Origin of the sequence: Aquimarina gracilis (assembly GCF_035285365.1) — a bacterium.
Classification (GTDB): domain Bacteria; phylum Bacteroidota; class Bacteroidia; order Flavobacteriales; family Flavobacteriaceae; genus Aquimarina; species Aquimarina gracilis.
The window spans coordinates 25602-48994 of record NZ_JAYKLX010000005.1; the positions used below are offsets into that span (position 1 = coordinate 25602).

At 32.5% G+C, this 23393-nt stretch carries 30 protein-coding genes; 20 read left to right on the top strand and 10 right to left on the bottom strand.

Annotation, left to right across the window (positions count from 1 at the left end):
* The first annotated feature begins 52 nt into the window (after positions 1–52).
* The 3 genes from U6A24_RS10690 (at position 53) to U6A24_RS10700 (ending at position 2768) form a co-directional block, all read left to right on the top strand.
* Positions 53–1096 (top strand): helix-turn-helix domain-containing protein, encoded by a 1044-nt coding sequence (locus tag U6A24_RS10690; RefSeq protein WP_324179960.1) that lies wholly within the window; start codon positions 53–55, stop codon positions 1094–1096.
* 174 nt (positions 1097–1270) lie between these two features.
* The gene (locus U6A24_RS10695; RefSeq protein WP_324179961.1) at positions 1271–2299 is read left to right on the top strand and encodes an AraC family transcriptional regulator; all 1029 of its coding nucleotides are present in this window, start codon (positions 1271–1273) and stop codon (positions 2297–2299) included.
* A 148-nt stretch (positions 2300–2447) separates the two neighbouring features.
* A complete protein-coding gene (locus U6A24_RS10700; protein WP_324179962.1) occupies positions 2448–2768 on the top strand; it encodes a hypothetical protein in 321 nt (106 codons plus the stop codon).
* Here the strand turns inward: U6A24_RS10700 and U6A24_RS10705 are convergent.
* On the bottom strand, positions 2765–3466 hold the full coding sequence (locus U6A24_RS10705; RefSeq protein ID WP_324179963.1) for an SOS response-associated peptidase: 702 nt from the start codon (positions 3464–3466) through the stop codon (positions 2765–2767). The two genes, U6A24_RS10700 and U6A24_RS10705, sit on opposite strands and share 4 nt — an antisense overlap.
* A gap of 237 nt (positions 3467–3703) precedes the next feature.
* On the opposite strand from U6A24_RS10705, the gene U6A24_RS10710 reads away from it, so the two are divergent.
* The 3 genes from U6A24_RS10710 to U6A24_RS10720 all read left to right on the top strand — a co-directional run bounded on the left by U6A24_RS10710 (position 3704) and on the right by U6A24_RS10720 (position 6672).
* Positions 3704–4738 carry a helix-turn-helix transcriptional regulator gene (locus U6A24_RS10710; protein ID WP_324179964.1) on the top strand — a complete coding sequence of 345 codons (1035 nt, stop codon included), beginning with the start codon at positions 3704–3706 and terminating at the stop codon, positions 4736–4738.
* 174 nt (positions 4739–4912) lie between these two features.
* Entirely contained in the window at positions 4913–5497 is a 585-nt protein-coding gene (locus U6A24_RS10715; protein ID WP_324179965.1) for a DUF3332 domain-containing protein, read from the top strand.
* Positions 5498–5577: 80 nt separating this feature from the next.
* Complete coding sequence (locus tag U6A24_RS10720; protein ID WP_324179966.1) at positions 5578–6672, top strand: DUF748 domain-containing protein; 1095 nt, start codon at positions 5578–5580, stop codon at positions 6670–6672.
* Between the two features lie 120 nt (positions 6673–6792).
* Here U6A24_RS10720 and U6A24_RS10725 read toward each other — a convergent pair whose 3' ends face one another.
* Positions 6793–7242, bottom strand: a complete 450-nt coding sequence (locus U6A24_RS10725; RefSeq protein WP_324179967.1) for a ferritin-like domain-containing protein — start codon at positions 7240–7242, stop codon at positions 6793–6795.
* 395 nt (positions 7243–7637) lie between these two features.
* On the opposite strand from U6A24_RS10725, the gene U6A24_RS10730 reads away from it, so the two are divergent.
* The 4 genes from U6A24_RS10730 to U6A24_RS10745 are packed head-to-tail and all read left to right on the top strand — an operon-like array spanning position 7638 to position 8800.
* The gene (locus U6A24_RS10730) at positions 7638–7850 is read left to right on the top strand and encodes a hypervirulence associated TUDOR domain-containing protein (RefSeq protein ID WP_324179968.1); all 213 of its coding nucleotides are present in this window, start codon (positions 7638–7640) and stop codon (positions 7848–7850) included.
* 22 nt (positions 7851–7872) lie between these two features.
* A complete protein-coding gene (locus tag U6A24_RS10735; protein ID WP_324179969.1) occupies positions 7873–8082 on the top strand; it encodes a hypothetical protein in 210 nt (69 codons plus the stop codon).
* A 60-nt stretch (positions 8083–8142) separates the two neighbouring features.
* Positions 8143–8295, top strand: a complete 153-nt coding sequence (locus U6A24_RS10740; RefSeq protein ID WP_324179970.1) for a YqaE/Pmp3 family membrane protein — start codon at positions 8143–8145, stop codon at positions 8293–8295.
* 7 nt (positions 8296–8302) lie between these two features.
* Positions 8303–8800, top strand: a complete 498-nt coding sequence (locus tag U6A24_RS10745) for a hypothetical protein (RefSeq protein ID WP_324179971.1) — start codon at positions 8303–8305, stop codon at positions 8798–8800.
* A 216-nt stretch (positions 8801–9016) separates the two neighbouring features.
* Here the strand turns inward: U6A24_RS10745 and U6A24_RS10750 are convergent, their stop codons facing one another.
* The 4 genes from U6A24_RS10750 to U6A24_RS10765 form a co-directional block, all read right to left on the bottom strand.
* The gene (locus tag U6A24_RS10750; RefSeq protein WP_324179972.1) at positions 9017–9925 is read right to left on the bottom strand and encodes a mechanosensitive ion channel family protein; all 909 of its coding nucleotides are present in this window, start codon (positions 9923–9925) and stop codon (positions 9017–9019) included.
* 20 nt (positions 9926–9945) lie between these two features.
* Positions 9946–11043: a DNA topoisomerase IB gene (locus tag U6A24_RS10755; protein ID WP_324179973.1), complete on the bottom strand. Its 1098-nt coding sequence runs from the start codon at positions 11041–11043 to the stop codon at positions 9946–9948.
* Positions 11044–11057: 14 nt separating this feature from the next.
* Complete coding sequence (locus tag U6A24_RS10760) at positions 11058–11492, bottom strand: hemerythrin domain-containing protein (protein WP_324179974.1); 435 nt, start codon at positions 11490–11492, stop codon at positions 11058–11060.
* 95 nt (positions 11493–11587) lie between these two features.
* Positions 11588–12163: a hypothetical protein gene (locus tag U6A24_RS10765; protein ID WP_324179975.1), complete on the bottom strand. Its 576-nt coding sequence runs from the start codon at positions 12161–12163 to the stop codon at positions 11588–11590.
* Positions 12164–12470: 307 nt separating this feature from the next.
* Between U6A24_RS10765 and U6A24_RS10770 the strand changes: the two genes are divergently transcribed.
* The 6 genes from U6A24_RS10770 to U6A24_RS10795 all read left to right on the top strand — a co-directional run bounded on the left by U6A24_RS10770 (position 12471) and on the right by U6A24_RS10795 (position 17535).
* Positions 12471–13190 carry a flavodoxin family protein gene (locus U6A24_RS10770; RefSeq protein ID WP_324179976.1) on the top strand — a complete coding sequence of 240 codons (720 nt, stop codon included), beginning with the start codon at positions 12471–12473 and terminating at the stop codon, positions 13188–13190.
* 9 nt (positions 13191–13199) lie between these two features.
* Positions 13200–14480 (top strand): DUF2254 domain-containing protein, encoded by a 1281-nt coding sequence (locus U6A24_RS10775; RefSeq protein ID WP_324179977.1) that lies wholly within the window; start codon positions 13200–13202, stop codon positions 14478–14480.
* Positions 14481–14491: 11 nt separating this feature from the next.
* Entirely contained in the window at positions 14492–15094 is a 603-nt protein-coding gene (locus U6A24_RS10780) for a DUF2652 domain-containing protein (protein ID WP_324179978.1), read from the top strand.
* Positions 15095–15249: 155 nt separating this feature from the next.
* Positions 15250–15759: a Dps family protein gene (locus U6A24_RS10785; RefSeq protein ID WP_324179979.1), complete on the top strand. Its 510-nt coding sequence runs from the start codon at positions 15250–15252 to the stop codon at positions 15757–15759.
* A gap of 39 nt (positions 15760–15798) precedes the next feature.
* A complete protein-coding gene (locus U6A24_RS10790; RefSeq protein WP_324179980.1) occupies positions 15799–16266 on the top strand; it encodes a hypothetical protein in 468 nt (155 codons plus the stop codon).
* 204 nt (positions 16267–16470) lie between these two features.
* Positions 16471–17535, top strand: a complete 1065-nt coding sequence (locus U6A24_RS10795; RefSeq protein ID WP_324179981.1) for an AraC family transcriptional regulator — start codon at positions 16471–16473, stop codon at positions 17533–17535.
* A 4-nt stretch (positions 17536–17539) separates the two neighbouring features.
* On the opposite strand, the gene U6A24_RS10800 is transcribed toward U6A24_RS10795, so the two are convergent.
* The 4 genes from U6A24_RS10800 to U6A24_RS10815 all read right to left on the bottom strand — a co-directional run bounded on the left by U6A24_RS10800 (position 17540) and on the right by U6A24_RS10815 (position 19391).
* On the bottom strand, positions 17540–17743 hold the full coding sequence (locus tag U6A24_RS10800; RefSeq protein ID WP_324179982.1) for a DUF6327 family protein: 204 nt from the start codon (positions 17741–17743) through the stop codon (positions 17540–17542).
* A gap of 129 nt (positions 17744–17872) precedes the next feature.
* Positions 17873–18565, bottom strand: coding sequence for a carbonic anhydrase family protein (locus tag U6A24_RS10805; protein WP_324179983.1), 693 nt, complete (start codon positions 18563–18565; stop codon positions 17873–17875).
* Positions 18566–18714: 149 nt separating this feature from the next.
* Positions 18715–19062, bottom strand: a complete 348-nt coding sequence (locus U6A24_RS10810; protein ID WP_324179984.1) for a hypothetical protein — start codon at positions 19060–19062, stop codon at positions 18715–18717.
* Positions 19062–19391 carry a YtxH domain-containing protein gene (locus U6A24_RS10815; RefSeq protein WP_324179985.1) on the bottom strand — a complete coding sequence of 110 codons (330 nt, stop codon included), beginning with the start codon at positions 19389–19391 and terminating at the stop codon, positions 19062–19064. Before U6A24_RS10815 ends, U6A24_RS10810 begins: the two co-directional genes overlap by 1 nt.
* A 186-nt stretch (positions 19392–19577) precedes the next feature.
* Between U6A24_RS10815 and U6A24_RS10820 the strand changes: the two genes are divergently transcribed.
* Genes U6A24_RS10820 through U6A24_RS10835 form a run of 4 tightly spaced genes read left to right on the top strand, consistent with a single transcriptional unit; the run spans position 19578 to position 23384 of the window.
* Positions 19578–20939: an NAD-dependent succinate-semialdehyde dehydrogenase gene (locus tag U6A24_RS10820; RefSeq protein ID WP_324179986.1), complete on the top strand. Its 1362-nt coding sequence runs from the start codon at positions 19578–19580 to the stop codon at positions 20937–20939.
* A 24-nt stretch (positions 20940–20963) separates the two neighbouring features.
* A complete protein-coding gene (locus U6A24_RS10825; RefSeq protein ID WP_324179987.1) occupies positions 20964–21116 on the top strand; it encodes a hypothetical protein in 153 nt (50 codons plus the stop codon).
* A 48-nt stretch (positions 21117–21164) separates the two neighbouring features.
* Positions 21165–21629, top strand: coding sequence for a hypothetical protein (locus tag U6A24_RS10830; RefSeq protein WP_324179988.1), 465 nt, complete (start codon positions 21165–21167; stop codon positions 21627–21629).
* A 15-nt stretch (positions 21630–21644) separates the two neighbouring features.
* The gene (locus U6A24_RS10835) at positions 21645–23384 is read left to right on the top strand and encodes a thiamine pyrophosphate-dependent enzyme (protein ID WP_324179989.1); all 1740 of its coding nucleotides are present in this window, start codon (positions 21645–21647) and stop codon (positions 23382–23384) included.
* The last annotated feature ends 9 nt before the right edge of the window (positions 23385–23393 follow it).

A 23393-nucleotide genomic window follows, 5' to 3' on the forward strand; every position in this document is an offset into this window, starting at 1 on the left:
TGTTAAAAAATAAAGGTATCTTTAGACATATACTGCGCTAAACAACCAACCCATGAAGAAAAAAATAGAGGTACAAGATCAAAACATACATAATGTTGTTATTGATTTAGCAAATAGTTTAGAGGTAGATTATGAGCAATCTCATCATGAATACTGTGTACATTTGCCCGAAGAAATAGGATCAGGTTATGTTCGTTCTTTTCAATTTGATTTTGGGGTTGGTGTCGTAGAAACAGATTACTTGCTAAAAAAGGAACTTGTTTTCAAACTTGAAAAAGGCGTTATACATCCATTGAAAATAATTTTCAATCGAGAATCCAGTTTTTTTCACGGTTTTGAAGAAGGTAAGCAAATGCGCGAAATTCGTAGACTTGAAAACACAATAGTCGCCAGTACTCCAACCAATAATCATATATTTAAAATACCTGCTAATGTTCCCATTTGCATCTTTAGTTTGGAAATCAATAGAAAGTTATTCGAAGAAAAAATAGAATCGTTTTTGCCTGATATGAATAAAGACTTAATAGATCTGTTTCGCGATGTTAATGGTGTTAAACAGTTTTATTATAAGAACAATTACAGTTTGGAAATTTCAAAATTCATATCCGAATTTACAGAATGTGATCTCACAGGTTTTATGCGACAGGTATATCTTGAAGGAAAGGCTTACGAAATATTAACTTATCAATTAAAACAATATTTAGATGATCTGAACGAGCCTGACAAAAGGCTTATCATACGACAAGCTACGATTGAAGCGATAGAAAAAGCAGTGTCTATTATAGAAGATGAAATTGAAAGTATGGAAAATATCGTAAATCTGGCAAAACGTGTAGGTTTAAATCAAAATACCCTACAAAATGGTTTCCAGCAATTATACAAAACTTCGGTAAACGAATTTATCCGAAATTACAGAATTGAAAAAGCCAAAGAATTACTCGAATCATCTAATTTAAACATCACCGAAATCACATATAAAGTAGGAATTAATTCACGAAGTTATTTTTCGAAATTATTCAAAAAAAAATACGGTATAAGTCCCAAACAATATTTAGATCAAGTTAGAAATCAAACAGATAATTCTCAGTCTGCATAACTATTAGTTCTAATTCTCCTTCTCCTCCATTCCTTCAAAAAAAATTTGACAATAAATTTTACCGAACAATAGGTCAATAGTGTTATTATAAGTTTCAAAATTGTTAATGTGTTTAATGCAAATCCAATTTCTTTGTACAAAACCAAAAATTAAGTCTGGAATTTTTTTTGTAGCATGCGAGAAATTGAAATTAATAGCATAGAAGGTGCAGAAATCCTAAAGCAGTTAAAAAATCATTTAAGCGGAAGTCTGAAAGAACAATGGGGAGAGTATGTATTAGAATTTGATAGCGAATTGGGCAAAGGTATGATACGCAGCATCGCCTTTGATTGGGGCGTATCTTTGGTAGATTATGATGTTAATTTTACTGAAGACATAAAGATTACCTTTAACATTACTAAAGCCAATCCGATCCAATTTATTTTTGTTTCCGAAGGTCATATAGAGTACCTAAACAATACAGATAATAAGATTTCTACATTTGAGCGATATCAAAACATCATAATATCTACGAAGAAGAATTCAAAAGAGACCTATATTTTTCCTAAAACTGTAGCAATCAAAGTAAACTTCATCTACATTCTGAGAAAAGAATTTTCCAAAAGAAAAAATAACAACCTTTCCTTTTTAAGTAAAAGTTTATTAGATGTTTTTCAAGATGGGGACTCAGAAACGAGCTATAACCATTATGGTAATTTTAATTTAAAAATTGCTGATCAAATCAGACAGCTGCAGGAGAGTTATGAAAGTGGTATTGTACGCACTTTGTCGATAGAGGGGCAGCTTAACCTGATTCTTGCAATGCAAATGTTAGAACAAAATAATTACGAAAGTGGAATGACCTTACCAGAATCATTGTCAAAATCCGATATAAAGAAGATTCATAGGCTTTCAGAATATATAGTTGATAATATTTCAGAACCCCTCTCTGTTAATACTCTGGCCACAAGAGCAGGTTTAAGTACAAAAAAATTACAACTTGGATTTAGAGTACTGTATTCAAAATCGGTAAATGAATATGTGAGGCAGTTAAAACTCGAAATATCCCGAGATTATATAAAAAACAGCAATGATTCAATATCCGAGATTGTTTACAATATAGGGTTTAAAAGCCGAAGTTATTTCTCTAAAATCTTTTTTGAAAGATATGGGATTTTACCCACAGAATACCGTAAGAAAAACAAAGTGAAAGGTCAAAATTAAGTAAAGATATTATCATTTTACTTTCAGCGAATAAAATAGTAACACTTTTTAAATTACCCCTAAACGAAAACCTGATTAATATAAATTCGTGGTCAGGTTTTTACAATATTTAAACTTAGTACCCAACCTTAAAAAACCTACTTATTAAATGCGGGATGAAAAAACAATTATCCATCTTAAATTTCAGTCAACATTACACGAATCAGAACTTTATAAAATTGCAGAAAAACGTAAAGAAGAATTTAAAAAAGTGAGAGGGCTGCTCTCTTTTATCTACCATTACAATGAAGAGACTAAAACCATAGGAGGCACGTATATTTTTGAGAATATTATTTTTGCCAGAGCATTTATTGGTCGATTTATGATTGAAGGAGTGGGTCCTAGGTATGGTATAATACCGATGAGCTTAAAAATTGACATTGCTCAGATTAAAGAGGAGCTTGAGTTCAATTTTATACATAGTAATTAGGGTAAAGGAATATTCTTATAATAAACAGGGGCAAGCATAGAATCATAAGAGATATTATTTTTGAAAAACTCTTTGGCTATGGGATGGGCATAAAATTTGGGTATTTCAGAATCATTAATAATATTATTTATTTTATCAGTTTTAGACTCAGGATCTAACCAGGTTTGATACGATTTTTTTGGTATTAGAATGGGCATATTAGTATTCAAATTCTGAATTTTATTTATGATCCCCGAAGCCTTTGTTAATAGCATAGAACATGTTATAAAACCATCATCTAATATATTATATATACCTCCCAGACAAAAAGGTTTTTTATTGGATTGATACACATAATATGGATGCAATGATCCATTATATAAATGATAAATAAAGAATCCTGTCACAATGATGAGACATCTTCTCTTACGAAAAGGCTCTTGAAAAAAACCATCAGAATTTAAGTTTTCTTTAGAAACACTAAGTGTGCTGAATACTTTCTGAAAATCTTCCCATTCATCTACATAATTGTTGGGTAATATTCCCCAAATAGCATATGAAATACGTTTGGGGTTATCCATTGTCACTATAGATAGTGTTGATTCCTCTGTTCCATCAATCACAGGGTTGGGCACATAAAGCTTGGGAAATCTGAAAGTAGCCCCAATTTCTCGCTCTATCAATTCCTTTTTGGCGATATTAGAAACTTTTTTAAACATATAATCCAATTATGAGTGCAAGTAACCAAAAAAATAATATAAAAATTACCTTGTTTCATTTAAATAGTAACGCATTCAATAGATAATAACGTTAAAAAACCATCTTTGTTTGATCCTGTAACCAATAGAGTTATAGAAAAACCCGAAAAAGTTAAACATTTGCAAACCGACCTCCTAATTTTGTAAATAATTACGATCCAACTCACTATTAATCAAATACATAAAATTCGGGGCCTCATGACTACTATAGTAAAATCACCTCACAATGCTGTTCCATCCGAGTTTTATGAACTCCAGAAAATATTGGATGGTAAAATCGTTAAAAACCAAGATGTTTACACAATTAGCACTAATTCAGCATTAGGAAAAGGTGCCGTCAGATATATCCATTTACAACCTGGTTTGCAGGCCTATGATTTTGATATTACACTACACGAAAATCTTGAAATACCTATTAGCCGTGTATCATTTACTTCATTACAGTTTTTATATTGTCTGGAGGGAGATTGCTCGCATCAATTTGAGGATCTTGATAAAATTCATTTAATAGATCAATTTCAAACGGCGGTTATCCACAGTAACAAAGGCCTGGAGAGCCGAATATTTGTCAAAGCTGGAAAACGATTGGTGCTCAATATAATTGCAGTTAACAAAAAAGAATATTTCGATAAATTTAGTAATGAGTCGAATAAATTTGGCAAAAGAATTCAGGAGCTTCTTTATCAAATCGGGAATAAACAAAAGCATTTTCATTTAGGAAGTCATAGTTTAAAAATAGCAGAACAGTTAAAATTGCTGATCGGCCTAGAATATGATAACGAAATTTCAGAGATGTTATCTCAAAAAGGAAGATATTATTTGATATTGGCCAAACATATCGAACAGTTTTGTCTAGAAGTAGATAATAATACCAATACAAGTGGGCTATTAAAGAATGAACTAAAGATGATAACCCAAATGAGCGACTTTATTAAACAATATCCCGAAATACAACATAGCATTAAAACGTTATGTTTAGAGTCCGGTTTATCACCAGCCAAGCTTCAAGAAGGGTTTAAATTTATGTATAACAGAACTGTTTCTGATTTTGTGAGAAATACAAGACTCGATAAGGCAGAAAAATTAATTCGAACAACCGATTTAACCATATCCGAAATTGTTTACACGGTAGGTTTGACGAGCAGAAGCTATTTTTGTAAAATTTTTAAAAAGAAATACCGATATAGCCCGAAAGAATATAAAATAAAAAGTGCTTCATCTATTAGCAGTTAGTATATTCTATATTTTTTTTCTTCAAATATTAAACGATAACAAGATCTTTCTTTGTTATTCAAAATGTAAATCAAACATTATCTTATCTAGCTATTGAGTTACTCAAAATCTTTAATGAGTTAATCTAAAATAGAGCATACAGTAACTTTGATACAAACCTTTAATATTTTAATTATGAAAAAAATAGCAATATGTATTTCGTTATCGGCATCACTTCTTTTTTCAAGCTGCTTAGGGTCATTTAGCGCATTCAACGGACTTAAAGATTGGAACCAGGATCTTTCCGATAGTAGATTTGTAAATAACTTAGTGTTTTGGGGGTTAAATATTGTACCGGTATATGGTCTATTCTTTATAGGAGATGCTTTAATCTTTAATGTTATAGAATTCTGGAGTGGATCTAATCCGCTGGCTATGAACGATGGCGAAAGCGAAACTCGAATCGTTGAGCGTGAGGGTAGTACTTTTAAGATGATCGCTACCAAAAACAGATTACAAATTAATGTTATTGAAGGAAAACGCAAAGGAGAAAAATTAGATCTGGTCTATAGCCCATCTCAAAAATCTTGGAGCGCAATCAAATCTAATGGTGAAGTAATTAAACTTTCCTCATTTGAAGATGGTTTTTATGTTGTTCATCTTCCCGATGGTACAAATATAAAAATAGACCCGATGGCCACACGTGATGAAGGCCTGGCTTTACTAGATAGAAAAGTAGCTTCTTACCAAGATTGCCTACTAGCCGACCAAGGCCAATAGAACCATTTTAATAATATAACAGAAAAGAGATTGTTGTTAGGACAATCTCTTTTTGATTAAAGAAATTAAATACCCTGTTCATGTCTATAAATAATAAGAAGTCATTCTACAAAAAGAAAAGATTCTTTTTGTCTATAACCGTTATCTTATTTCTCATTGTCGGGAGACTCCTACTGCCCTATTATCTAAAAAAATATGTGAATGAAGTGCTTGCCAACATTCCTGGTTACTATGGCCAGGTAGAAGATATTGACGTTTGTTTGATTCGCGGAGCTTATGCTATAGACAATTTGTATTTAAATAAAGTGGATGCAGGTTCGCAGATTCCTTTTCTCAACTTTGAAAAAACCGACATTTCTATTGAGTGGTGTTCACTTTTTAAAGGAAAAATTGTGAGCGAAATTGTAATGAAAAATCCCCATGTAAATTATGTTTTCGAAGATCAGGAAAAAGAGCAAGCCGATGATCCTGAGCTTGAGGATTGGACAAAAGCATTAACAGATCTCGTTCCTATTGATATCAACCGACTTCAAATCCAAAATGGTAAGGCCACTTTTATTCAATTATCTGCTAATCCCAACATCGATCTTTATTTTGATCAAATTAATCTTGAGGCCAAAAATCTTAAAAATGTTGTACGCAGTGATCAAAAACTTCCATCTTCGTTAGAAGCTTCAGCCGTATCTATTGGGCAAGGTAGTGTTACACTAAACGGCAAGATGGATCTGGTAAGAACTATTCCTGATCTCGATATTTCATTTTCTCTTGAAAAGGCAAACGTTAAAGCGTTAAATGATTTCACAAAACATTATTCTGGAATTGATTTTCAAAGTGGAAAATTCAGTATATACAGCGAAGTTGCCATAGCCGATGGATACTTAAAAGGATACATCAAACCAATACTAAAAAATACTACATTGATAGGAAAACAAGATAATTTTTTGAATACTTTATGGGAAGGATTTGTTGGTTTTTTCAAATTTGTACTCAAAAATCATAAAAAAGATACCTTAGCAACCAAAGTTCCATTAGAAGGAGACTTAAACAATGTGGAAAGTGATATTTGGGATACAATTATAAATATTTTTAAAAATGCCTGGTTTGATGCTTTTGAAAATATGACGGATAACTCTATAGATTTTGAAGATGCTCAAACAGGACCCGAAACAGAATAAACAAGGCCATTCGATATAAAGTCCTATTATATATGCCCCTTCAAGACTTTTTGCGTTGTTTAGCGCTAATCGAATGACCCTGCCAGGAAAATAAATCACACGAATTATTATAGAGTTCTATTAATTTAAATCCTCTAGTCTTCTAATAGATGACAATCCATCCATTATTTTATTTTTTTGCTGTGAAAGAATAGTTTGTGTACTAGCAGGCAAGGTGATTTCGGATAGTACCTCATCATACTCTTCTACACTAGCCTCTTCTCCTCGGATTGCCTCCTCTAACATAGATTCTTCGCTATCTTTGGATAATACAGATTTTACATCCATCCAAGCCCTGTGCATGGTACCAGTGATGCTTCCTCCTTTATCTACTTCTTGTCCAAAGGATTTAATTTCTTCTTTTAGTTCATGACCAAAATCATATCGTTCCTGCGCCTTCTGCTTAAAATAAGTTTTGAGTCCGGTATGTTGTACGTTTTCAGCCGCTTTTTTAAAACCTTTTTCTGCATCATACGTTTTTTCGAGGAGATCATTTAATTTGTTTCCTACCTTTTCAGAATATGTTTTCATATTTACTTTTTTTTAATTAACGATAATTTCTTTTGAGATGCGTATCGATTAACATCTGAAGGTTTAATAAGAGTCTCAACAATTTGATTCTATTTAATTAATGTTGTTTTTCTTTTTTGAATTTCTGCTGGCGATCGTAATGATAATTCCCGATGCTACACCGCTTATAAATATGAGTAAAAGTTGAAGTCCCATACATTTATAGATTTTAAGATATATCACAAAAATAACATACACACAAGGGTACATGTTGCTCTAAAAGCGTAATTATTGACTCAATTAGAATTTAACGTTTTCTTAAGTATATCAAGGGTTAAGAAGCGATTCGGGTTAAGAATTAAACGGATTAAGTTAATGATGAATAAAAATCCTTAAGATATTGCTAATAAAAAATTATGATACGAAAAGGTTCAGAAGTTAAATGGAATTGGGGAGAAGGATATGCAACTGGGAAGGTACAGGAGACATATACCCAAAAAGTCACTAAGACTATTAAAGGAACAGAGGTTACCAGAGAAGGAGAAGAAGGGAACAAGGCACTTTATATCAAACAAGATGATGGAGATTATGTGTTGAAGAGCGAAAGTGAAGTGCAACGTGTAGCGTAATTAATCTTTAATATACTAAACGATGATTAAGAAGGGTAATAAAGTAAAATGGATCGAAAATAACACCATTCTTGTTGGGACAGTAGAAGAAACCTATTTATATAAAATTTCAAAGAAAATAAAAAACAATCCATCGGCATCCTATAGCAATGCCGGAATGGCACTTTATATTCGAATGCAAAACGGGAAACACATATTAAAAAATGACACCGAAGTTATTCCGGAACCATAGATTTATGATGACCAGAATAAAGAAAATTTGAATTTATTTTTTTAACTAAACACAGATAACATGTCTTTACTCACTATTATTTTAAATATTCTATTACCCCCATTAGCTGTATTCCTGAAACATGGATTGGGAACTACATTTTTAATCAGTATACTTTTAACACTTATTGGGTGGCTTCCAGGTGTCATACATGCGTTTGTAGTTAATCAATAATTGTATTATGAAAAAGTTTGAAAAGATTCAGAAGCTCTTGAAAATGACTTTTGAAGCTGAAAAAAGGTACTATCATGCCGCCCAGGAAGTTCAAATTGTCCCGTTGACCAGGTTCTTGAACTACCAAAGCTCAAAGAGAAATAAGTTTGCGAACGAAATAGCTGAAGCCCTTACTTTTAATGACATTAAACCTGTTATGTCTTACATCGATAAAGCAAAATCAAAACTATTGGGCTTGGATATTAAGCGGTCTTTAGAAAACACGAAATATATTCCTATTATGACAAAGTGTTTGGATTTTGATCAAGACATTATCGATACTTCAGCGTTGCTTCTCAAAGATCGATCGTTACCCGTTGATATTGCCGAAGTTCTAACGCGACAAATGACATTTTTAATTTTTCAATGGATAGAAGGAACGGACATTATAGAAGAGTTGAACTCCGACCGCCAAGTAAACCACAAAAAAACAAAAATTATAACACTCAAAAACTATATTATGTAAAATTCTACGTTATTATTAAAATGCCTATAATTTTATGATTATCGGCATTTTTGTTTATTGTACTGTGGCTAAATGATTTAAACTAATCGAAATTTACCTCAAAACTATTTAGAAATAAATTAAACAGATAGTTGTCACTAAGAAAATATAAGTGTTTTAAATATTTACTTCTTATTTATTTGTTTTGAACAATTTTTTCAGTTTACATATCATCACCTAACTCTTTGAATCACTAGAGTCACTAGACTTACTTGTTATTGATGAAATAAATTCACTAGGAAGATCTAATGTCCTAATTGGGAATGGTATATTAATATTATTCTTGTCATATGCTTCTTTGATAAGCATGATAGTTTCACTTTGCGCCTTGGCAACTTCGAGTGCAGAAGTTGAATTTATCCAGAACCTCACTTCATAGTTGATCGAGCTGCTTCCAAACTCCTTCCATAAAAATAAAACATCGTCCTTTTTTTCAACTGCTTTAAAATTGTTAACAATAGTCTCTACGGTAAGCTTTTTCACTGCTCGCAGGTCTGACTCATACCCTACTCCACATTCCAAAATAACTCTTGATTGTGCCGTTGTTGAATAATTTTTAATAGGATTTTCTACAACCAGCTTATTAGGAATGTAGACAAGGTTATTATCCACTTGCTTTAGGGTTAGAGCTCTAAGACTAATGTCAATTACTTCTCCTTCATAGTCATTGGTTTTAATCCAATCTCCAAACTTCAAATTTTTGATATACGAAAGTATTATACCCGAATAGGTATTTGCCAGAGCTCCCTGAAGCGCAAGTCCCACGGCCAATCCCGCTACCCCCGCTCCAGCCAATATGGTGTTTAAAGCTTTGCTTAGATTCAAGATTCCCAGTATTAGAAAAAGTCCTATGATTATGACTACTATAGATACCAATTTTGAAATTAATTTTTTCATAGAAGGTTGTAGTCGACTTCTGTTTAAGAGCTTTAAGATGAGCTTACTTATATATTTTGAGGCAATCAAGGCTATAATAAAAACGAGAATTGCAATAATTAGATTTGGCAAGTTTACTACTATACTATCTATCCAGGATTCTAGTTTTTCGATCATCTTATTCCAGGCATTGATTAGTTTGTCTTTCATATTCTTATGTTTTTATGGGTTCAAACAACACTTTCAAAAAATGCTGGTTTATAATTTTCTAACAGTCGCAATACCTCATGTTCGGTATCAGAAAGATATACTTTAGTTTTATTGGAGCTCTCAACATTATCAAAAGCTTTTTTGATAGTACTGTCTTGATATGCAGATACCACAAAAGGATGAACATAATATTTTCTACAAACGTTTCTGGTATTACCTAAATGTTTTGCAACAGTATCGTAAGCGATAAGTGTATTTCTCTGAATTTGTTTTTCATTGGTTTTGGTTCCTAATTCCATCAAAGTTTCAAAAAATATAATAGTTGCCGACCAGGTTCTAAAATCTTTAGCGGTAAATAAATCTCCACAAATATTATGAAGATAATCGTTGATCATACCACTTTCAATACCTTGTTTTTTACCTTCTTCATCATAATATTGAAATAATTCCCATCCCGGTATTTCTTCACATTGTTGAACCAGTCTAGTCAATTTCTTGTTACGTAAAGTTACAGAATGTTTTTTACCTCTTTTTCCAACAAATTCAAACTTTATTTTTTCTTTTTCGAGAGTGACATGCCTGGTTCGCATTGTAGAAAGCCCGTAGGTTTTATTACGTTTTGCATATTGTTCATTTCCGATACGAATGTGAGTTTCTTCCATCAACCTAATAATCAATGCTATTGCCTTAATTTTAGGCCAACCTTGTTGTTCTAGATCTTTATCTACTTTTGCTCTAATTTTCGGCAATTGTTTCCCAAAAACGGTCATTTTATAAAATTTGGTTTGATTCCTTATTTTATTCCATAACGGATGATATCTATATTGTTTTCGGTTTTTAAGATCTCTGCCAACAGCCTGTAAATGGCCATTTTCTAAAGTGGTTATTCGTACTTCATCCCAAGCCGGAGGTATCACCAAACGATTAATTCTGTCAATATCAGTTTTTGTAGACACAGGCCTTCCGTTCAAAAGATATAAAAAGCCTTTTTTCTTTTTTTGTCGTATTATCTTTAATTTTTTATCATTTACATAAACCAAGTTTAATTGATCAATTACTGTCTCGGGTGTAGTAATGATCTGTTCCAGCCATTTTGGATTTGTAAAATCTGTATTCATATCTTGAACACTTTTTATCTGTGACTTTTAATATGTTCCGAATAGTCTTTGGCTAAGTTACTTTTTTGATTTTCTGATAATACTTTTCCGGCCATTTGAAATATTTCATGTTCTTCGTCTTTGAGATGATGTTCTACCTTCTCTTTAAGTTGTTTTGCTATTTTGAGCCATGCCGATGACGAATATTCTGTGTTCTCCAGCTCTTCTATAAGTTCGTCAATTTCGTGATGTTCTGCAATACCGTGCCTTGCCTGTTCTTGCGTTTTATCGCTATCGATAAGAGATACGTAGAAATACCTTTCTTCTGCATCGGCGTGAATTTCTAATTCTTTTTTTAAATTTTTAAAAATTTGGTCTCTACGCTCTGTGTCTCCCGAAGTCTCTATCAATTTCTTTAATAGCTCTCGCTGTATATCGTGATCTTTTCTTAAGCTTTCAAAAATATTCATAATTATTGATTTTAAATAGATTAAAAATAGCCTCTCAAAGTAATTTAAGAGGCTATCTTCGCAACTAACCATATCTAATCTGGAATTTAGATATACTATTTACTAAATATTACTTTTGAGTTTTTCAGATTAGCCTTAAAACTTTCTATATCTGTTACATATTTGTATTCGTCATTAAAAACGCGGTTAGGTTTTTCTCCCATAATTATATGCTTAACATTAAGATCAGGTGCATTCAGAATGATTTGATCAGAGATTCGTAACTTTTTGTCACCAAGACTTTGCTCTTTTTCCTCCAGTTTTGAAATAACATATAAATTTTTACCGGTAGCTACAATTTCCTTAATATCTATAGTATGTTCTTTACCCTCAACTTCCGCCTCTACCCGTAATGTCAACTCTTCTTTTTCGCCAGAATTTGGCATATCAACATCGATATAAGGCACTTCAATTTCTTCTTCTTCCATCACTACCACCACCTTTGGAATTTTTACTGTACGAGTTTTGGTTCCTACATTAACCTCTGCCCAATCCACATCGAATGTGGGTAATTGACCAGGTTCGGTATCTACTTCAACGTCCACATCGGGTAATTTAGCCTCTTTTTTTTGTTGTACATCACAACTGCTTAATAATAATATGATCATTAACGATCCTATAAATTTTTTCATGATTAAGGTTTTTTTAAAGTTAGAATGATAAGGGCTACTTAATGGTTTACATATCACATTTGCCCTAATGATATATTTCTTATTTAGACTAGCAGTAGCCCTTAATTTATATTTTCACTTCAAAAGTAATTTCCTTATTTCTATTTTTTGTGCGCATATACACTTTTAGTTAACTGTTTTACTAAAACCATTATCCCTTAGATTAAAGTAAGATCAGTCATTTGGATAGCGTTAAAAATCATAGCAATTCAGCACAGGTGCTAATCATAAAATGACCAATTTTAGAGAATTGTTAAAATATCTCAACATGAAAAATATAAATAAACCCGATTACTCAAACATAAAAGCATTGTATATTAACTGTACACTTAAAGATTCTTCAAAGCAAAGTCATACTGAAGGACTCATGCAAGTATCAATGAATATAATGAATAAGGAAAACGTAGAATTAGAATATTTACGTTTGGTCGACTATGATATTGCTTACGGCTTAATGCCAGATATGAAAAAAGAAGGTAAAGAAAAAGATGATTGGCCAGACATTTATGACAAGGTAATGAATGCCGATATCCTTATTATTGGTACTCCTATTTGGTTAGGAGAAAAATCATCTATTGCTACAAAATTAATAGAACGTTTGTATGGTATGAGTGGTGAGACCAACAAGATGGGACAGTATGTATATTACGGCAAAGTTGGTGGGTGTGTAATTACTGGAAATGAAGATGGAATCAAACATTGCGCGATGGGAATCTTATATGCCCTACAACATTTAGGCTATAGTATCCCGCCACAAGCAGACTGTGGGTGGATTGGAGAGGCAGGCCCCGGACCAAGTTATCTCGATGAAGAGTCCGGCGCCAAAAACAATCAATTCACAAATAGGAATACCACTTTTATGACTTATAATTTACTTCATCTAGCCTCAATGTTAAAGGCCAATAATGGATATAATTCTTATGGTAATTCAAGAGAAGATTGGGATGATGGTACGCGATGGAACTTCGAAAATCCAGAGTATAGATAAGTTTATAGTATGAAAGCTGCGCTAAAGTTTTTGAAGAAATTAAAAAGTACTGTTTTTAATAGTATTGCTTTTTATCCCGTGTTGATTAGCGTAGCTTTTTTCATTTTGGCAACAACGCTATTATTTATTGAACATCTAGAAATAATAAACACTTTTAAAGAGAAAGTTCCTTTCTTGATCGTTCAGGATCATGAAACTGCCAGAACCATTTTGTCTACATTATTTGGCGGTATCCTATCGTTAACTGTATTTAGTTTTACTATGGTAATGGTAGTACTTAATCAAGCGTCTACAAACTTTTCTCCAAGATTGTTACCCGGACTTATTTCCAATAAAAAACATCAAATTATTCTAGGGTTTTATATTGGTACTTTGCTATATACCATAATTATTTTAATGTCTTTAGGAGCCTATGGGTCTTCTGAAAATGCAATCGGATTTTCGGTGATGATTTCTGCGGTGTTAGGAGCTATTTGTATAGGATTATTTGTTTATTTTATTCATAGTATTTCTCAAGCCATTCAAATCCACAATATAATTAACAATATTTTCTCTACGAGCAGAAAATTGTTAGAAAAAGAGAAAAAGAAGCAAAGTAATACATGGAATATTGATACAAAAACTAGTAATACAAATTGGAAAACAATCTCCTGTAATAAAACCGGATACTACCGATCTTTTGATATCTCTTTACTCGAAAACAAATTAAAGGAAGAAAAGTACACTATAGAGATTATCCCGTATTCAGATCAACATGTTTGGAAAGGCGAGTCCATATTCAGAATCAAAGAGCCAATATCCGAAAGTGATATAAAATCTCTTCAACTTTGTCTATATATTTTATCTAATCGACACGATGATAATAGTAGTGTTGGCGGAATGATTAAATTAACCGAAGTAGCTGTAAAAGCACTTTCACCTGGAGTAAATGATCCAGGGACAGCAATAAACGCTATTTCAAAACTAGGTCAACTTCTTGCAGAAGCATTTCAGATTCAACCAAAGACTTTTGAAAAGATACCCAATTGTAATATTCAACTTATTCATAATACAATTTCAGCAAACGAACTCATTAGGATAGTTATTCAGCCTATACGAGAGTATGCAAAAACCGATAGCGCGGTAGCATACGAATTAATGTCTGCCCTATTACATATCTGGAATACAAAACAAATTTGTACAGAGTATATTACAGTTGTGTCGAATGAAATTAAAGCATTAGAATCAGATTTAAAGATGAATATCAAAAATAATCAAGATCTAAAACGTATCTTAGAGCTGATAGAATAAAATAATAATGTATGGAGGCAGAACCTACCCTGATTTGTATACCTGATATTAGCGGATTTACCCAGTTTATGAGTTCTACAGATATAGAACTGGCTGCCAAAGTAATTCCATCTCTACTAAATCGAGTCATATATGCTAATAAATTAAACCTTAAGGTTTCTGAAATAGAAGGTGATGCAGTTTTGTTTTATAAAACAGGTCCTCTACCCACCTTTACTGAAATAGTATATCAATGCAGGTTATTTTACACTGAATTTTATGATCAATTAAAAAAACTTCGTAAAAAATATAAGGATCAACCAGGCGGAGCAAACATTCCAGATATATTAGGATTAAAAATTGTGGTCCATTTTGGCAAACAAGTAAGTGCCGTTCCTATTGGCAAAAATATTAAGCTTATGGGTGAAGATGTAATTATTGCACATCGATTACTTAAAAATAAGGTGCCTATTGAAGAATATATTCTCCTTTCCGAGGACTTACTCTCAAAATTTAAAGACGATACAATAGAACGTAATTTTGGCTGGGGTGACCTACACGATAGAGAGACCGAGTACAAACACATCGGCGAAATTAATTATAGCTACATCAATCTAAAACCTCTTCTAAAGTAGACTTTTTTACCTTCCTCAGGTTTCATCACAATAGAGTTAAGATAAATGGTAAATGAGCAAAAGATCCCTTTTTACTCATACTATCTTTGTATTGAACAAAAAGTAATAAACTTATTTTGTTCAATTAAATAAAAATTAATCTTTAAAAAATTGCTATGAATTATTTGAATATGAATGAGAAAAAGCTTTTACCAGTCGTTTTAGAACTAAACATTCTATTAGCAGACTATAATCTATATTATCAAAAATTAAGAGGTTTCCACTGGAATATTCTTGGAAAGAATTTTTTTGATCTCCACGAGAAATTCGAAGAACTCTATAATGATGCGAAAGTAAAAATTGATGAGATCGCAGAGCGTATTTTAACGTTACAGCATCATCCAGTGAGTCAATTTCAGGAGTATATTAATATGGCTACGATTAAGGAGAAATCTCCATTATTAACAGATTCTGCAATGGTAGAAGAGCTGATGAAAGATCATAAAACTATATTAACACAAATGCGGTTAGTTCTTAAACACGCAGGCGAAGCTGAAGATGAAGGAACCATAGATATGATCGGAGCTTATATAAGAGAATTAGAAAAGCTAACCTGGATGCTGAATGCGTGGAGAAAGAATACCTCAGACTCTTTTGACACTAGCATGCTTAAAAGTTCTAAGTAAACAAAATAGTAATACCATTTATTAATTTAAAAATTCAATATGAAAACCTTAAAATTTATAACATCATTGTTCTTAATATTTTCTCTAACGACTGTTGTCGCACAAGAATCTAAACAAGTCAAAAGAACCACAATAACAAAGAAATTTAATTATATGAAAGATGGTACTAAGGTACCTTATAAAATAACGATTTATAAAACTACGCGATCACCTATCAAATTAAAAGAGGCCGATGAAGGAAAATTAAATCAGGATATGGCCAATACTCCAAAACAGGTCAGTAAGCTAATACTAGTAGATAATGATCAATTCCCAGATTATGATCGATACATAGTAGTACGATATGAAGAGATCAACGACAATAGTTTTGAATTAAAACCAACTGATAGAGGATTTAAAGTAATTGTTGCCGATAAGAATATGGAATATGTATTTGGCGATGGGATTTATTATGTAAATGAAAAAGATGAAGATTTTTTCGTTGTAGACGAATTTGACACCATGTAAAAATTAAAAAACATATTTTGCCTTTTTTAAAAACTCCCTTCTAGGGAGTTTTCTTATGATAAATAACTAATGATCATATATAATATCTAGTCAATTTAGTGTATCTTAACATATTATTACCAGCCACATACTTTATTTTTTAACTTTTGTTTATTATTTTTGAATTTTTTATAAACAAAACATAATTCACACACACTAGTCACTATGTATGCAGAAACACCAACCGCCATATCTATAAATATTACAGCTAAAAGTACAGAAGGTACAGTACGGCAGATTCAAGAAGTAATAGGAGGCACCATACAAGAACGATGGGGGGAATACATCTTAACGGTAAATAATCTTAATGCACATGGTTCTATAAGATTTATAACTTTTGATTGGGGTGTAAATTTATTAGAATATGACATAATCTTTCACAAAGATTATGTTTTAGTGATGGATACATCTGAGTATAATCCTATACATTTTGCGTATTGCTTGGTTGGACATTGTGGACATCGTTTTGGGTATCAAACTGACATTCGATCACTAGAACAGTTTCAATCTGTGATCATAACTAGTCGTGACGGAGGGTACAATTATGGATATTTCCCAAAAGATGAAAAGCTTGAGATAAACGTAATACAAATAGCAAGAAAAAAATATCTGAATAAACGACTCAACAACGTATCACAACTTAATGAAAAATTGTATGAAGTCTTTATGGATACAGATCACGAAAATACGTTTGCCTATTTTGGTACGTTTAATCTAAAATTAGCAGATCAAATTGCCGCTCTTCGTAAAGTAAAACAAGAAGGAATGATAAGGATATTACAAATAGAAGGAATGATTTATCAGATACTTTCTATGCATATTCAGCAGCATGATCGAGCTATGAAAGAAAAAGTATTACCTACTACATTGTTGAAACGTGAACTGAAAATTATTAGAAACTTAGCAAAAAAAATTATTAAAGATGTTTCCAAAGATTATTCACTTGAGCAATTAGAATTAGAAACCGGTCTGGCACAAGCTAAACTTCAGGAAGGGTTCAAACTATTATATGCTAAAACAGTTACAGAATATATTCGACATGTAAGACTAGAGGTCGCAAGAGATCTTATTGCCACTACCGATATGAATATTTCCGAAATTGTATACTCAATAGGCTTCAGTAGTAGAAGTTATTTCTCTAAGATATTTAAAGAAAAATATGATATAAGCCCTAACGAATTCAAAAACAGGGCTACTTTACCAGTTGAAGAAGTGTCTGAAGTAGCATGATAATTTACCTGAATATTCTTCTAATCATATAAAATATACCATATTTTTTTATCGCACTTAGTAAGGTTGAAACCCATTGATATGGCTGAAGATCTTCTTTAAGTTCAAATTTTAGTAATTTCATTTCTTCTAATGCAATTTTTCTCTGAAGATTAAGCTTACGAAGATCTTGTTCTATTTCTTTAAAAGAAGTATATGTTTTTTCCATTGTTAGTGTGATTTAAATAAGTAATAAATTCAATGAAGATTAAAGATTAATTATTATACGAATGACTTCGGCCATGACCATATGGATAGCTACAAGCTTAACCTTTTAGTCATTGAACCTGGTGTTTTTCTATTTTAAAAAGGTAGTTTTTCCACTATCCATATCATATACGGCACCAATGATTTTTATTTCTCCATTATCTTCCATTTCTTTCAAAATTGAACTCCCTTCTCTAATTTGAGTTATTGTGTTTTGTACATTACTTTCACAAACCATATGCACGAATTCAGTATTTTCTGAAGTCCTTTCTCCAGAGTATTCCACAGATTCTACAGCAGGTTTAATTTTAGAAAGCATAGGCGTTATATTACCCAGCTTAACATCGTCTACCGCCGCCTTGATAGCTCCACAATGCTCATGCCCCAAAACTAAGATCAGTTTTGAGCCTGATACTTTACAAGCAAATTCCATACTTCCGAGGATATCTTCATTAACAAAATTACCGGCAACTCTTGCTACGAATATATCACCAATACCCCTATCAAAAACATCTTCGACAGGTACACGACTATCAACGCAGGAAAGTACGATTGCTTTAGGATATTGGGCATTCGTACTTTTTCTTACTTGTTCAGAATGGCTTCTGGCGGTTAGATCATTACGAATAAATCTATCATTACCCTCTTTCAATGATTGAATAACCATATCTGGGGTTAGGGCATCTTGTTCTTCTTTTGTTAGGACATCTTCAACGAGTCCAACTATTTTTTCTTGTTCTATTTTAACTGCCTGCTCTGGCTGTGGATCATTTTTACATGACATAAAAAAAACAGCTATCAATAAAAAACAAACCTTAAAAACTCTTAATAAATCCCTCATATTTATGTATTAAGTTTAAAATATATTTAATTTTTTTGCTTTAATTTCTTCCTTAATTAAACTTGCCCGTCTTAATTTATGGAGATAGACTTTTAATCCAAAAACTCCTTAGACATTTTTTTGATTATATTTTTGTCTATATGTCTTCGCAAGAAATATCCCAACAAAGTACATAAAAAGAACAGTCCTGCCATTAGTAAACAGGCTAAGGCAATGCTACCTATAACCTGCCCTAACCATATTGCACCAGAAACTGTTAGAAATATCAACCCCAAGAAAAGCAAACCACCTAAAATTGCAAGCTTACTTAAGAACGAAAATGCTCGTGTTAATAACTGAAACACTTTAAGTTTATAATATTTTTGAGAAACTTTTGCATAAGTCTCTCCACAATCCAGTGCTTTATTAGAAGTTTTGTTTATGGACTCAATAACACCCATTATGACTTTTGTAATTTTTTGGTTCTCGCTTTAAGTTTTTCAAGCTTATCCTCCAAAGAAGAGATTAAATCTTCTGCTTTATGACTAGCATCGGAAACGATAGAATCAAGTTGTTCGTCCAAAGTTTCTTTCTTCGCAGCCAGTTTTGTGGTAACTTGATCCTTTAAATGTACTGCTTCGCTTGTAATTCTATCTTTTGTAGCAGTTGCTTCTTCGGCAATTCTTCTTCTTGTATTGGATCCTTTATCCGGTGCAAATAAGATGCCTAAAGTAGCACCAATTGCTGTTCCCGCTAGAATTCCTAGAAATGTATTACTATTATTACTCATTTGTTTAATTTTTTGAAGTTTTACATTGATTCAATACAAATTTCTTTAAAAACAATTGGGATGTTTAACTCAAATCATATCTATGTTAACGGAAATGATTTTTGTAAAAGAATTAATATTTATATGGAAAGCGTTAATGATATTTATATCTGATAAATACCTTTGAAATGAATAAATGCAACTAAAATGTCAAATCATATAATCACTAAATATCCTTTTACCGGAGAGGTTCTTGCAGAATACAAATATCAATCTAATGAGGAAATATCGCAATGTTTACTTAAATCTCAGGGAACTTTTGAAAAATGGAAGAAAGGATCCATCCTGTCTCGTACTAAACTTTTGGATAAGCTCAGCTTAATACTTATCGAGCGAAAAGAAGAATATGCAAACTTAATTACTCAAGAAATGGGTAAGCCATACAAAGAAAGTATCGCCGAAATTGAAAAATGCGTGTGGCTTATAGATTTTTATTCTAAAAATGCTGAAGAATTTCTGGCAGACGAGCTTATCGAAACTGAAGCTCAAGAAAGCTTTATAAGTTATGATCCTTTGGGTTGTATTTTGGGGATAATGCCTTGGAATTACCCTTTTTGGCAAGTATTTCGCTTTGCGATTCCAACTCTTACTGCTGGTAATACGGCAATATTGAAACATGCAAATAATGTAACAGGTTGTGCATTAGCAATACAAGATCTTTTTAGAACTGCGGGATATCCAGCAAGCTGTTTTCAAACCATAATTGCAACTCATAAACAGGTAGAAAAAATAATTAAAAATGATATCGTAAAGGCAGTAAGTCTCACTGGTAGTGAAAAAGCAGGACGTACCGTGGCTAGGATCGCAGGGCAATATCTCAAGAAAACAGTATTAGAACTAGGTGGTAATAATGCCTGTATCATATTAAAAGATGCAGATTTAAATACTCACATAGAAACTATAGTCAAAGCCAGGATGCAAAATGCAGGACAGAGCTGTATTGCAGCAAAACGTTTTATTGTCGTTGAAGAAATTTATGAAGAATTTTTAAAAGAATTTAAGGAAGAATTAAAAAAAATAAAATTTGGAGCTCCTCTTGACCCAAAAACAGAACTAAGTACCATGGCCAGAGAAGATCTTGCCGAGGAAGTCCAACGTCAGGTAGACGAATCTATTAATCAAGGAGCTAAGGTATATCTAGGCAATAAAAGAGAAAAGGCTTTTTATGAGCCTACAATATTAATTGATGTAAAGCCGGGAATGCCTGCTTTTGATGAAGAGGTATTCGGACCCGTCGCAGCTGTAACAAAAGCCAAAAATCAAGAGCACGCTTTCGAATTAGCCGAAAACTCAAATTTCGGACTCGGAACTATGGTATTTACAGAAAATATTGAGGCTACGAGAAAACAAATAGGAAATATTCAAGATGGTGCCTTTTTTATCAACGAATTAGTAAAATCAGATCCCAGGCTTCCTTTTGGAGGAACCAAAGCTTCTGGCTATGGAAGGGAATTGTCTCGAGAAGGGATATTAGAATTCGTAAATAAAAAAACAGTCTACATCAAGTAAAAGTTTAATCAAAAAGTATACAAAATGAAATTTGTAAAAGAAAAAGAAGAAGAAAGACAAGATTATATATTTCAAAAAAATAAAAAGACAAAAATAGGAGCGAAATTCATCATATTAGTTCTCATTCTTTTGATTATTGGTGTGATTGTATCAGGGATACTCTTGGAATTTTTTTAAGGTTGTTATCAGTAATTAAGAATATCTAATAATTTAATAATAAATATTATGGCAAAGATTAAACAAGTCACCCTAGATAGAATTCCAGAATATATAGAGGTCGATGATCAAAAAACAAATAATATTATAGTCAATACAGTTATTGAATTTCATCCTTTAGACTTGAATAGCAACATGGAGTATATGTTACATCTTTTTGTTTACGATATACATGGTGTTAATGATGTTCCCGTATTGATTTCTAATTGGGATGATACAAAAGTATTAAGAGTAGTTAGGAACGAAAGGAAAGATGATTTTTTATGCAAAGCAAATGTTATTCTTCGATCCAATGAAGTTCAAAAAAAGAACGTAACTATAAAAACACCAATGACTATAAAACTGGGTAAGTTACAAGATAATACTTCGGTATATTCAAGAAAATTTGAAGTCTTTGCTACGCTTATCCCTGCTGTGGATAGAGTTTCGAAATGGTCAGAACCTTTTGAGTCTCAATTGGTATTTACAGATTAATAAAAAACTAAGAAAATGAACGTTTCAGAACAATTGTTAGAAATATTAAAAAATGAAGGAGTCAAGCACATATTTGGTGTTGCAGGAGATGCTCTCAATCCATTGGTTGATGCTATTGCAAAACAGGATGTTATTGAGTGGATTGGAGTAAATCATGAAGGAAATGGTTCTTATGCAGCTTTCGCTCAAGGAGAACTTGGTGATAATTTTGGTGTTTGTGCAAGCACCGTTGGACCCGGAGCATTGCATTTAATAAATGGACTATATAATGCAAAAAAAGAAAGATCTCCTGTAATCGCTGTCACAGGACAAATACCCGTAGAACACTTAGGTACTAATTATCATCAAGAAGCCGATTTGAAAAAAATATTTGATGATGTCTGTGAATATCAAGGTATAATAAGATCTCCGGAGGAAGCGCCCAGAGTAATTTTAAGAGCGATAAAAATAGCGCTCAATCATCAATGTGTTTGCAGGATAGAGCTTCCGGCAGATATCGCTAAAATGAGAGCAAAAAACCAAGACTTTGTACATAAGATATTTAGGTCTAATAGTGTAATACTTCCTCAAAAAGAAGAGTTAGACGAAGCGATGGGGTTAATCAATAATGCTTCAAAAATTGGGATCTTGGCAGGAGCAGGATGTAGAGACGCGAAGGCACAGGTACAATATTTATCCATGAAATTAAAAGCTCCAATAACACACACATTGAGAGCTGCAGACATATTTGATCATAGTACCAAAAATGTAGTCGGACTAACTGGTCTAATAGGTAATCCTTCAGGGTATAAAGCTGTGATGAATTGTGATTTATTAGTAATGTTAGGTACAGATTTTCCATATACCAATTTCCTTCCGGAAAAAACAAAAACGATTCAAGTAGATATACGGCCAGAAAATATTGGGAATCGTTGCCCAGTAACTCTGGGATTACACGGAGATATTAAATCGACAATCACTTCGTTGGGATCAATTTGTGATGAAAAAAAAGATGATTCATTTTTAAAAGAACTAATTCAAGAATTTGATGATTGGAAAAAGTCTAATGACCAAAAAGCAGATCCTTCTCGCGATATGGAACCATTACACCCCCATATTTTTGCAAAAACTGCTAGCGATATAGCATCAGATAATGCAATTTTTACAATTGATACAGGTACTGCTGCTATATGGGCTTCAAACTTCATGAATTTTCATTCAGACCGAAGGACTATCGGTTCTTTTAATCATGGTTCTATGGCTGTAGGATTACCCGCTGCCATTGGCGCCCAACTACAATATCCGGATCGCGAAGTTTGGGGATTGATTGGGGATGGTGCATTTAATATGTCGCTACAGGATTTTTCTACCGCAGTAAAAAATAATCTTCCCATAAAAATTATTGTTTTCAACAATTCTCAATTAGGATTCGTAAAGATTGAAATGGAAGAAGCTGGACTAGCCCCTAACCTAGATGCCCTGAAAGTGAATAATTTTAATTTTGCTGAATACGCAAAACTATGCGGTGGAGATGGTATTAAAGTCGAACACGCCAAAGATATCATTCCTGCAATAGAAATGGCTAAAAAAGCGACACAACCTTTTGTGATAGATGCTGTGGTAACTAATGCAGAATTGTCATTACCTCCGAAGATTGGATTTGAAGAAGCCAAAGGTTTTGGTTTATCAAAAATTAAAGAGGTCATTAGGGGCTTTAATGGAGAAAAAGAACAATGGGAAAACATTAAACAAGAAATTGAAGCATACTTCGATTAATACAAATTA